7 protein-coding genes are annotated in these 12,353 nt (G+C 37.5%); all 7 read right to left on the bottom strand.

The window, feature by feature from the left end; translation table 11 throughout:
- Window positions 1-195: 195 nt before the first annotated feature.
- The gene (locus tag ACESPQ_RS01630) at window positions 196-1,143 is read right to left on the bottom strand and encodes a glycosyltransferase family 2 protein (RefSeq protein WP_109769817.1); all 948 of its coding nucleotides are present in this window, start codon (window positions 1,141-1,143) and stop codon (window positions 196-198) included.
- Between the two features lie 18 nt (window positions 1,144-1,161).
- Window positions 1,162-1,563 (bottom strand): GtrA family protein, encoded by a 402-nt coding sequence (locus ACESPQ_RS01625; protein WP_002606029.1) that lies wholly within the window; start codon window positions 1,561-1,563, stop codon window positions 1,162-1,164.
- Window positions 1,564-1,826: 263 nt separating this feature from the next.
- Window positions 1,827-2,159, bottom strand: a complete 333-nt coding sequence (locus tag ACESPQ_RS01620; protein WP_373143809.1) for a hypothetical protein — start codon at window positions 2,157-2,159, stop codon at window positions 1,827-1,829.
- 117 nt (window positions 2,160-2,276) lie between these two features.
- A complete protein-coding gene (locus ACESPQ_RS01615) occupies window positions 2,277-4,808 on the bottom strand; it encodes a YfhO family protein (RefSeq protein WP_257270763.1) in 2,532 nt (843 codons plus the stop codon).
- Between the two features lie 215 nt (window positions 4,809-5,023).
- On the bottom strand, window positions 5,024-6,124 hold the full coding sequence (locus ACESPQ_RS01610; RefSeq protein WP_002606032.1) for a CDP-glycerol--glycerophosphate glycerophosphotransferase: 1,101 nt from the start codon (window positions 6,122-6,124) through the stop codon (window positions 5,024-5,026).
- Window positions 6,125-6,128: 4 nt separating this feature from the next.
- On the bottom strand, window positions 6,129-8,717 hold the full coding sequence (locus ACESPQ_RS01605) for a bifunctional glycosyltransferase/CDP-glycerol:glycerophosphate glycerophosphotransferase (RefSeq protein WP_257376865.1): 2,589 nt from the start codon (window positions 8,715-8,717) through the stop codon (window positions 6,129-6,131).
- 178 nt (window positions 8,718-8,895) lie between these two features.
- On the bottom strand, window positions 8,896-12,348 hold the full coding sequence (locus ACESPQ_RS01600; RefSeq protein ID WP_373143808.1) for a bifunctional glycosyltransferase/CDP-glycerol:glycerophosphate glycerophosphotransferase: 3,453 nt from the start codon (window positions 12,346-12,348) through the stop codon (window positions 8,896-8,898).
- Window positions 12,349-12,353 lie beyond the last annotated feature (5 nt).

The following is a 12,353-nucleotide window of genomic DNA, read 5'->3' as shown; positions in this document are numbered from 1 at the left end:
AATAACACTCAAAGCCGCTGTAATTATTTTTTTATTTTTCATTTTCTTTCCCTTTCTTAAACCACCTGTTCATACTTGTAGAATATCATAAAGATTCGTTGCAGCACTTATTTCTTAAGATTTCTTTATATTTGCTCGATTAGCGAATAACAGTACAAACAGCACAAAAAAAGCAGCACATGCATATTGCCTATACTACTTTGTTCGTTCCTTATAATCAATTTTGTTTCTCTGTACATAGATTGGTCTTCGCTTTGTCTCCATGTACGTTCTGGCAAGATACTCCCCCATGATTCCAAAACAAAAAAGTTGAATACCACCAATCAGCAAAATCAGACAAATAGTTGTCGCATAGCCTGGAATCGTGATTCCCATAATCAATTTCTGTACCAATACCACTATTAAATATAGAAATGCCAGTCCTGAAAAAGTGATACCGAATACCGTCGCTATACGCAGCGGCATCGTCGTAAATGATACAAAGCCTTCTATTGCATATTTAAACAGCTTCCAGAAGGACCAGCTGGACTGTCCGTTTACACGATCCTGAACATCATAAGCCATATAATAGGTATGAAATCCGACCCAGGAAAAAATCCCCTTTGAAAACCGATTATTTTCAGGCAATGACAAAATGGCATCAACCATAGGACGGCTAAGTAAACGAAAATCACTGGCTCCATCAACAAATTCTACTTGTGAAACACGATTTATCATATGATAAAATGCTGATTTGAAGCCTCGTAAAATTTTTCCTTCCCTACGCTTCTCCTGGAAGGCTGCAACACTGTCCAGATTGTCATCCTCATCAAGAATCTGCATCATGCGAAGAACATAGGCCGGATCCTGTTGAAGATCAGCATCTATAATAACGGTATAATCACCAACTGACTCTTTCATCCCTGCATACATTGCACTTTCCTTTCCAAAGTTGCGTGAAAAGTTTATGATGTTAATATGAGCGTCCGGATATGTCTTTACAAGCTCTTTTAGCTTAACATAAGTTTGATCCCGACTACCATCATTGATGAATATATATTCATAATCAAAGGCTTCATTCCGAAAAGTAGCTTCGACCTTTTCATAAAATAACTCTACGTTATCAGCCTCGTTATAACAAGGCACTACCAGCGACAATTTCATAATACATCCCTCGTTTCACTATTCCTGCGTTTTTGGTTTGAAAATCATAAATTTACAAAATACGTAATTGCCTATAACCGTAACAATGCTGACAAAAATCTTCGCAATATTTTCATTCATAGCTGCTAATTGGATACAGACAAACAGCAGAAGACTTTCCACAACAAGTGTTACAGCACGCAGAGACACAAATTGTATAAATTCAGCTTTCTGATCATTTCCTTCACTCTTAAACACATATTTTCTATTCGCTATATAGGCGAACAGCACTGCAAATATCCATGCTATAACATTTGCTATTAAATAATGCAGTTGTATATGTGTACAGAAGAAATACACAACAAAATTCACAAGTGTTGTCAAACCACCAACAACGACATAGTTTAGCAGTTCTATTATATTTTTCTTCTTCTCATCCATAAAATACCTCTTTTATATCTGCTTAGCTTATATACGCTATATATAAGAATACGCCATTTTCCTTATGTTTTCCAGTCTTTTATCAGCAATCAGTAATAAAGAAATCATATCTGATTATAAAACTAAACATTTATAGCAAAGGAAAGCCAGCTTCCTTCTATATTTTAACATTCATAATTTTTGTTTGCTATCAGCTTTATCTTAAGGTTTCTTAAAATCTGCAAATCATTGCATTAGTTTCATTGTTCCCATGATTCTGCGATTCATTCTGCAATAACCAATGGCAGCTCTAATACAACGGTAAATGTATTCCCTTTTACATCAATATTCACTGTTCCATTATGCATCATTATTATTTTTTCTACACTTTTCAATCCAATTCTGTTACTTTCTACTTTTTCATCATCTATGCAAATCTGATTACTCATGTATAACTGGTATTGATCGCCTTCGCAAATTCCATGCACAATGGCTGTAGCACTGTGACCTGCATATTTATGCATATTAGAGAATAAATTGTCCATTGCTCTTTGCAGCATTTCAATATTACATGCAATCTGATAGTGTTCATCCTCCAGTGTATAGGTGATATTCATATCATCCTGCTGCATAAACTCATATTTTCTCTAATATAATTCAATAAATCGGAAAGCGGCTGTAATTCCAGATTCAGAGATTCTTCTTTTTCAAACACCAAAAAATATTCAAACATTTTATTGGAAAGACTTCGAATCTGTTCCACCGCTGTATGGATCTTTTTGTTTCAGATATAGTGCTGTAGCAATCAGCAAAGAGAGTATACTGACCATAATTCCAGCGCTTTTTCCTGGCATTTGATACGTAATTTCTACAGTATGATGTCCTTTCTTTATTGGAAATCCAACAAATGCTGTATTAACTTTTTCATATGCTATTTCTTGGTTATCCAAACGTACTGTAAATCCCTTATCAAACGGAATAGAGGTTACAAAATAACCGTCATCTCTAACGTCTATTTCTCCCTTTAATACATTATTACCTGACATGCGCTCACCTTTTAATGCATCTATGCTCTTATTTCGCTCGGTTAAGACACTGCCATCCATAAGGTATGCCTTGGGATTTTGAATTGTATAAGCCCCTTTCTCCAATTTTAAAGTGATATCTCTCCATGGCTTGTCTCTATCCAGAACATAACGAAAATTATTTCTATTGTTGCCATACATATCACTGTTTGATCCGCGCTTATTCACAATGCCGTTAATTTCGATACCTACGACTGTTCTCGACGGCTTTTTAATTTCAGTAATCGGCAGATCCAAAATAAGCAATTGCCCGTCGATGCTTTGATCCAATCGTAAGTTTATCGTGCTTTTTTTACTTACTGTCAGTTGATAGCCATTTTTAAGCTTCTTTACAGTAACAGAATCATCCATGTGCAAAAGCTTATATGAAAGCTGCACTTCCTGCAGGCTGCTCTTCCACTCTTTCACATCAGCTCTTTCAACAACTGCGTTGTTATATACAGCTTCCATAGAATAAGGATATTTCAGGTCTTGAAATTGCTGTTTGGATAACAAATCCGATGTTGCATACCCCATCGGCAATACATTCTCATTAACGGCTACATAACCGTTTTTATCACCGGACAGGATGCTGTAATGCAATGGAACAGTACCCTTACCATATAGATATTTAACAGACATCAGTGACTGAAAGAAAGAATTTTTTTCCGCAGTGACGGTTGCATTATTCGTGCTTGGTCCCGGCATCCCCATCACCTTGTCCGTAAAATAGGAGTAATCCTGATTTCGATTTGAAGAATACAGAGATGTTTTATACATTCGGCTATCCAGAACCTGATTACATGTACGTAAAGCATAATGCAGATCATCAAAGCGATAAAGAGAAGAGTCCTGATCCAGCGCAGCTTTCACCTGTGCTTTTTTATCTGTATTTTCAAATTTTGAGAGTTGAGACTGTTTTACGAAATTCTCAACTTTATTTGTCGGCATTGTTAAAAGCAAAGGAAACAGCAGATATATACCAAATATATATTTTTTTCTTGTGACCGTATATAATATAAAAATTCCTGAACAAAAGAACGCGTCTATCAAATACAGAAGCTTCAGCTTTTCCAATTCAATAAAGAAATAAGGAAGGAATAAAAACGGTAAAATCCAAAGCAGCCTGCGAGATGGTTTGTTTTCCATTTCAGACAGCATTTCCGCAATCATATAGCCAATGAGCGGAATCATTGGAATCAAAGACTTTTCTCGTACATACTGCAGACCATTTAAAATATAACAAAACAAGGGTAGGATAGTAATCAGTAGAGTCATGATACCCAGAGCTCGTTTTTCTTTGGAATTTCTGAAAATAAAATATACAACCGCAGCCAAGGCAATCACACACATACCCGCAGAATACGCATTGGATCTGAATCCGGTATAGGTGAGTGCGCTGATATCCATGTCCGGCTTCAACAACTCCATAAGTGTAGGGGATTGGATTGCTTCTCTGGTATGACTGAACATCATGATTACCGTTGGAAGGAGAATGAAACAGCTGATGCCTACACCGATAAGCACTTGTCCCATTAGCCTGCCTATAGTTTTAAGAGATTCCAGATAATCAATTTTTTTCTGCATTCGCAGGATTTCATATATTGCATAGATACCGCACATAAAGAGAGCACTGACACTATAGAAATAGCTTTCCAGAATCATCAGTACAATACCAATCATCATAAGAGCGCTTTTCCTTTTTTGAAGATAGCGTTGAATTCCGATAAATGTCAGTATAAGCCATGGCATATAGTTGATGAACATCACATGCTTATGCGTATGAAACAGCATGGGACCTGCACATAAAAAAATAACCGAAGCAAAAAAAGCAGCATGTTGCGAAATATTTTGTTTCCTTATCCAGTAATAAAACAATTCCGTGCTTGTGATTGTGAGAGCAATACTGCTGATCATAATGTAGGTAGACATCTTGATCATAGGAAACGCATAGGATAGCAATATCTCCGGTCGCAACAGCCCGTAATAAATAAACTCTGCCATATTCTGACCAGCTCCAAGCTGTAATGAAAAGTCTGGATACAGCTGTCCTGTTTGATAAAAATTCTCGCGGAAATATTCAGCAAACGCCACATGCTGACTCAGCCAGTCCGTTATGGAACCATATACAAGCTGTTTGCTTTGCAGCAGCGTAAAGAGAACACCTGTTATCAGAACAATGAGTATTCCCAATACTGCCATATAACGTATATCATTTTTTTTCATTGCATTCCAACTTTCTCTAATTCTTTACTATTATTAACCTCTATGATTATATCATTCTATGAATAGCGACTTTCCTTTTTTTTCTTAAATATTCTTAAATTTCATCATATTTTTTAAGATGCCTAACGGCCCAATAATATGAAAGAAGGAATAATCGAAGAAAATTCTTCAATTACTCCTTCGCATATAACTCATGATTGTTTCAGCTGTTGATAAATAAAGCTGCTTACTCTTTTGGTACTTTCTCCATCCTGATACATAAAATACATATCCTTAAATGCTTTTATGGATTTCTTATCATAATCTTTTATACAAAGCTCTTTCGTCAGGCTCTCTGCTGTCTGACATACCGGAAAGGGTATGGATTTCAAATCTATGTTGAAGCCGAGTGTTTCTCCATATTCCGCAAGATCAGGCGTATAGAGAATGACCTTTTTCTCCATAATTGAAAAGTCAAACAAAATAGAAGAGTAATCCGTAATCAGGCAATCTGCTACCGTATATAGATGATTCAGCTCTTCATCTGTTACATTCAGAATCTGCTCACCACTTCCAAGGTCAACATCACGCAGCAAAGGATGCATCTTATACATAACAACATAATGATCCGGTAGCTTCTCAATCAGAGATGAAAGATCTAAATCCACATGTCGCAGCCCCTTTATGATATTGCCTCGAAAGGTTGGAGTATAGAGGATTACATACTTACCCTGCAATTCAGGATACTTTTCCAGTAGCTCATTTCTATATGCCAGTCTGCACTCCTTTGAAAAAAGAGCGTCCGTTCGTGGTATTCCTAACGGCAGCACCTGATGCTCATTAACACCAAATGCTTTCGCATATACCGGTTTCCACTGATCACTTGTAGAAAGAACATAATCATAGTTTTTTATCTCATACTGCCTATCAATTTCATTGCCAAATTTCTTTACAGCACCGCATGCATGCCATACCTGAAGCACCCTGACCTGCGATCTTTTAAAATGAGAAACTACATAATTGTTATCGTTTAAAATAACAACTTTGCTTGTATTGATAAGAAATACCTGTTTTATACAATTTAGGAAATATAATAAATCACCTTTTATCGTCTTTTCAAACTTTGTGAGAATATAACGTATTTCAATATCCGGATAACGCTTCAGTTCTTCATCCAAGAGTTTGAAATCACCTGTAAGTATTTGCGAAGTCAGTGTTACAAAGGTGATTCGATTTTGTCTGACTGGCAGACACTTTGCCAGTTGATAAAAAAACCATAATACCATATGGAGAATAAGCTTTTTTAATCCCATGTCCTCATCTCCTGTTCTGTGAATCAATATATTTCTTCATACCGAATGTATATCTGCTTTTCTTAAAATCAACGCATTCCTTCACCTTAATATTTGGTAAAATTCGTTGGAATTCGCGGCGATAGGCCTCCATCCCGGGAAATCTGTGCAGCAGTCTCTTAAGTTCCTCTTTAGGCGATAACTGCATACGAACATCCATGACGATATAATCAAGGCATTCATGAAATTCCTGATACAGCAGTTTCTGTGTAAGCGGAGTGAAATCCTGACGATCCAAAACTGCTATTGCACTGTGATCCTCCGCAGCTTCCTTTAAATATCGGATGTCCTGCAGCCTCTTTATTTTCGGTATAAAGTACACTGTACGCTCTTTATTCTTATTATCAGCATAATCTGTAATGGAATCCACAGGAACCTTCTTCAGGCATACTGCAGGATCAAAAGCAGCTTTGGATACAAATACATCTGCATATGCATTCCATGCAGCTTTGCTGATTTCCACCGATTTCTGCTTCGTAATATATTCCTGAAGCTGTTTTAATGTTTCCGCCTTTACAAATGGAAGATCTTGAACGGAAAAATACATACCACGATCTCTGGCATATTCTTCAGCATCATAAACAAATAATATGACAGGTCTTTTTGTCAGTGCAAAGTCAAATAGTACACTGGAATAATCTGTTATCAGCATATCGCAGCCCATCAGAAACTCATAATTATCTACGCCCTCAGGAAAGGAGCATATATGCTGATAGCCTTGAATCGGTATCACATCCTTTACAAGAGAATGCAGATTGACATAAAGCATCTGATCGTCATTCAGCGTTTCATCCAATACCTGTAATATCTTTTTCAGTTCTTCGGCATAGCCCGCTATTTCCAATGCAGTGCTTGTCAAACCTCTCCATGTGGGCATATAAGCTATCATTTCCAGTTTCTCCGAACCATACCGTTTTTTAATAGCTATCGTTTTCTCATGCTCATGAAATACAAGATTACGGGGATATTCTGCTGTATAGGATAGCCCGGTAAATAAATTTGTCAAATTATAGTCTTCTATCATCCTCTGTTTGGTAAATACATTTGGAAACAGAAGCATACTGCTTTGCAGAAAGTTACGTTGTATATTACTCATATCCTGGATACCGTTTTTCATTTTCTTACCTAATGTTTTCCATGGTGTTCCATGCCAGGTATTCAGATACACCTGTTCATCTCTTCTGATAAAGTATGGTGGAAATGTAACATTATTAACTAGAATTTCACTGGTTGCCAGAGCCATTTGATATGCTTTGCTATATACAGGAACGAGTATGGCAGTCTCCAGTCCGTGCTCCTTCAGCAGCTGTTTATGCTCCTGCCTATTTTTTTCAGTTGTTGCAATGTATATTTTATCAACCTGCTGCTGAAGCTGCTGTGCGATATAGAAGGGTGAATCTGAAACGGTTTTTCCCTGAAAGGATTCGATCAGCACCTGTCCCTTTATCACCGGATGCTTTTTACAATATGCGTGATAGGCATACCGTGTAATATAGGAACGCTTGCTCACCAGTCGCTTAAGTTTACTGACCGTTTTTTTAACAGTCTTCATACAGGTGAGTGCACTTTTGGGTACAAACATAAACAAATACCAGAAAGCTTTATATGGAACCATATACTTGATTTTACGGTTCTTATATACATCCTCAAAAAAGATACTGTTTGTTTTCCAGTTTTTAAAATTCCTGTTCATATGTTGAAATCCGGTTTTGATCATTGTTTTTTTAAGAGACAGATTATGGTACCCCGGAAAATCCTGAAACCGCAGCAGCATATGCTTCAGATTAAGAAAACACAGGATGTCCTGGTACTGATTAAAAGCATTTTGCTCTTTGTAATATGTATTTACCAGCTCCATAGACTGAAACATCTGTAAAGTCTTACTGCTGTAGGTAGCTGTGATTGCCCCCTCTCGTTTCAGTATGTAGTAGTATAACGGTTCATCAACCTTTGAAATTTTATTCGCATGTAAAAATAAAGTCCAGGTTACTGCCATATCTTCATACAGACAGCCTTTTGGATACCGTATTCCGGTCTTTAAAAATAATTCACGCCGATACAGCTTGTTCCAGGCATAGGTAGAGTTCATATACAGCAATCGAGGATTTTCCTGCAGGCTCTTGTCAAATTCCTGTAGATTTCCTTTTTGAAAATGCCGGAACTGCCCGTTTTGTTCCTGTACACCATAATATCCGCAAACAACAATATCCGCGTTTTCCTGCTTCGCTTTCTCATACAGCTTCTGATACATCTCGATATCTGTATAGTCATCACTATCTACAAATCCAACATAGGCACCACTCGCATGCTCCAAACCATAGTTTCTAGCGTCGGAAAGCCCCCCGTTTTCTTTTTTCAATGCAATGATTTTATCCGGATAGAGAGAAGAAAACTCATCTATAATTTTCTGTGAATCATCCTTCGTTCCATCGTTTACAACAATAATTTCGATATTGGATAATGTCTGATGAACCAGGGTGTCCAAACAAACGCGTATATATTTTTCAACATTATATACAGGCACGATTACACTGACATCTACACTTTTTGACATACGCATCTCCTTACTGCTCTTATAAGCTGTCTGTCTATACTGTATTTTAACACAGTCACCATAAACAGACCATCCCTTAAACATATTGTGCCTGAACGATTATATAAAGAAGTCAGTGTCAATAGACACTGACTTCTAACTTTCAAACGACAGGCTATTACATTCTTTATCCTGATGTTTACTGATTTTGCATAACCCTTTGAAAAATCTGTTCGGATGCCGTACCTTTTTCATACTCGCAGAACTTCTTACGGAATTTCTGCAAAGCCTCGTCATGCTCCTGAGCAACTTTATCAATATTCACAATACTCTGTATCACCTCATCGGAAGTCTTCAGCAGAGGTCCTGGTGCCTCTGCGACAAAATCAAAGTTAAATCCACGCAGAGTATCTCTGTAATCTTCCAAATCATATGTGAAGAACAGCATTGGTCTGTTTAAAATTGCATAATCAAACATTACAGATGAGTAATCTGTAATAACAATATCGGAAGCAAGATAAAGCTCCTCAACACTTGGATAGTTACTTACATTGATTACAAATTCATCCAGCAGGTCTTCCTTCAGACCTTTAACTGCAAAAGGATGTATACGCAGCATCAGAACATAGTCATCCTGAATCTGCTTTTTCAACTCCTTAATATCAATTTTCATATTGAACTGATTTCGTACACGCCATGTCGGAGCATACATAATCACTTTCTTCTCCGGTGAAATACCAAGCTTTTTCTTTATATCAGTAATATCCTTTTCATTGTTCTTTGCAAACAGCACATCATTCCTAGGGTATCCTGTTTTCAGAAATTCTTTCTTAAATGCATAGCAGCTGGATGTAATGCTCTCTGCCTTGCTGCTCTGCACAACCAGGTAATCCCAGCGGCTGCATTTTTTAATAAATTTCTGACGTGCCTCTTCTGTAGGAAGCTCTCCTGGAACATCCAATCCAAGTGTTTTCAATGGTGTCCCATGCATGGTCTGCACTTCTACCTGTTTTTTCCGCTTTTTAAAGGACTCCATAAAGTTTACATTATTCACAAAGTATTTTGATGTAGCCATATAATAGTGGTAACGCAGACTCTTTCTACGTACGCGAATTCCATTTCCCTCAATTGGTGTTCTTTCATCTACAAGAGACCATATGCAGGTATAATCCGGATGTTCTTTATCCATGTATTTATAAAACGCCTTCGGATTACAGTGGAACTTTTGTCCCCACCAGCCTTCAAATACAATTCTTTTTTTACGTACCGGCAGCATTCTCAGCATTGGATATATGAATAATTCCACAAACTTGCGTCGCAGCTTATTACTCTCATACCATTTCCATTTTCTTGTGACCTTTACAATCATAACCAGATCCATGTTTGGATATACACTATAGTAATAATCCTTATATGGTTTTCTGGACAGCTGCGCTACCGCATCAGCCGCAATGGTGTGCTTTTGTACGGAACCATCTTCAAATTCATAAATAATGTACGTTTTCCATTTATCCGCCACCATGTTCTTTGTGAAAGCATCATCACATATCGGAATAATAGCAGCTGCTGTTACAGAGCTTCCCTGAACATAAATTTTTCCAGTAACCGGTGGCATAGTCAAGCTACTGCTTTCGCCCTTCAATTCAAAATACGCAGTTTTCAGCTTATCTGCATTACTCAGTCTGGTTTCTACTTCCATACCAATCTGTTCTTCTGCCCAATATAGTCTTGTCAAAACAGAACGATGCGGTTCCCCTGCAAGGTTCATATATCCGGCATCATCACTATATACGCGAATCAGTTGATCAGCCGTGAATGCATAACGACTTAAACGCAAATCATTGCTGGATAATGCCTTGCCGCCCTTTGCCATGATAACCCCGTGGTCTGCATGAAAAGCATTCAGATCAAGCACAGCGCTCTGCATATCATTTTCTTGCTTGACTTTTAATTCATTCACAGCATCGTCACTTTTGCATATCAATGTTTCTTTTGACAACTGCGTCTTCACTATTAATTCATGATCAGTAACAGTAAGCTGTTGAACCTTTACATCAAGTGATTCACAATTCAGACATAAATCATACCCCAGATTGTAATATGGAAGTACTTTTGTATCCTTCACATTCAGATATTTGGGACGTGCATCGCTTCCGGAAACCGGCCCACCCGCATAAAAGGATGTATGTATTCCTTCGCGATCATATTGCAGCTCTACTTTCAGAATACCGTTTGCAATTTTCTGTATTTCCGGTCTGCTGAAATCAATTTCAATTTCAAAGCCGCTCCATTTATAATTATAATAACGCGCTTTACGGTTGCTTTTATCAACCTTTAATCCATGCCTTCCGCGAACACCATTGGCCTTGCATACAGTTAATGGCACAGATACAGATTCTCTTGTTGCGACATTCAATAGGTTAGCCTTCAGCTGCTGTGCATGTTTGCTTGAGCAGGTTAATCGTTGAATAAAGGAATATCCCTTTACTATCAGCTTATTGTCATTCCAGTAAACCTGCTGCAGAGACCTTGTCTCCGGATACAGGCGAAGCTCTTTTGTCATATCATAATATTCTTCAGGGAAATCATGAAAAGGAAAGTCTCCGATATAATGCATTTCGCCATTTACTTTTTTTCTTTTGATTTTCAGTGTACGATAAGCACCCTTTTCATAAGCCAGCAATTCCAAAAGCCGCTTCTTATTTCCTGTTTCTATCAGATGATATTTCATGCGGTCGATTGCCTGTAAATCCTGAAAAGAATCTTTTCGAAAATCCTTCATATATTCACGGATTACATCCATCGCATAATCGATAAATTCATCATCAGCTGTCAGCATTTCTTGTATATAAAGCTTTAAATCAACAGACATCCATTTGTAATCCTTCATATAAAGCGCATGATCATCACTTACATGTGCATTATAAAAATCATCAACCATATGCATGATTTTCACTCGGTCCGTGAAGTTTTTCATTTCTGTACGGTTTTGTGTAATCGATTTATTCGCTCCATCACGTTCACGCCATAAGTATACGATTTCATTCAATACGGAAACCGCATTTGCATAAAAATGCAGTGGCATCGTCACTGGAATATCTTCATATAAAATCTTCTCAGGAAATTTAAAATCATGTTCCTTCCAAAAGCTGAATTTAATCAATTTATTCCAGGAAGTGGTATCATATATCAACTGCGGAGTATCTAAAATGCTTGTCTTATCATAGGCATCACGGAATGCTTTTCTATGAAGTCCGGAATTATATATTTTTCTGGAATTAAAACGCTGTACATCACCGACAACCATATCATTCCCTGTTTCTACAGCCTTTTTGTACATTGCTTCATATGCGCCATCCGGCACAATATCATCAGAATCAAGGAAGATAATATAGTCACCGTGAACAAACTGTATACCATAGTTTCGGGCGTTTCCCAATCCCCCGTTTTCCTTCAGATAATAGAAAAAATTGTCATAGTTCTTTGCATATTCCTGAGCAATCACTCCACTGATATCCGTAGAGCCGTCATCAACCATGATGACCTCCAGACTATCGATTGTCTGGCGAACCATGGATTCAAGACATTCCTCCAGATACTCTGCGACATTGTATATCGGTATAATGACACTTACTTTATATTTCGCTGACATTTTTC

The organism is Clostridium sp. HGF2 (assembly GCF_964240115.1).
Taxonomy (GTDB): Bacteria; Bacillota_I; Bacilli_A; order Erysipelotrichales; family Erysipelotrichaceae; genus Clostridium_AQ; species Clostridium_AQ innocuum.
Note: the sequence above shows the minus strand (reverse complement) of the source record. Positions and strands in the feature narration are given on the sequence as shown.

Coding starts and splice junctions, on each gene's coding strand:
- ACESPQ_RS01630 (WP_109769817.1), bottom strand. CDS start 1,143: ATGAAATTGTCGCTGGTAGTGCCTTGTTATAACGAGGCTGATAACGTA.
- ACESPQ_RS01625 (WP_002606029.1), bottom strand. CDS start 1,563: ATGGATGAGAAGAAGAAAAATATAATAGAACTGCTAAACTATGTCGTT.
- ACESPQ_RS01620 (WP_373143809.1), bottom strand. CDS start 2,159: ATGAATATCACCTATACACTGGAGGATGAACACTATCAGATTGCATGT.
- ACESPQ_RS01615 (WP_257270763.1), bottom strand. CDS start 4,808: ATGGCAGTATTGGGAATACTCATTGTTCTGATAACAGGTGTTCTCTTT.
- ACESPQ_RS01610 (WP_002606032.1), bottom strand. CDS start 6,124: ATGGGATTAAAAAAGCTTATTCTCCATATGGTATTATGGTTTTTTTAT.
- ACESPQ_RS01605 (WP_257376865.1), bottom strand. CDS start 8,717: ATGTCAAAAAGTGTAGATGTCAGTGTAATCGTGCCTGTATATAATGTT.
- ACESPQ_RS01600 (WP_373143808.1), bottom strand. CDS start 12,348: ATGTCAGCGAAATATAAAGTAAGTGTCATTATACCGATATACAATGTC.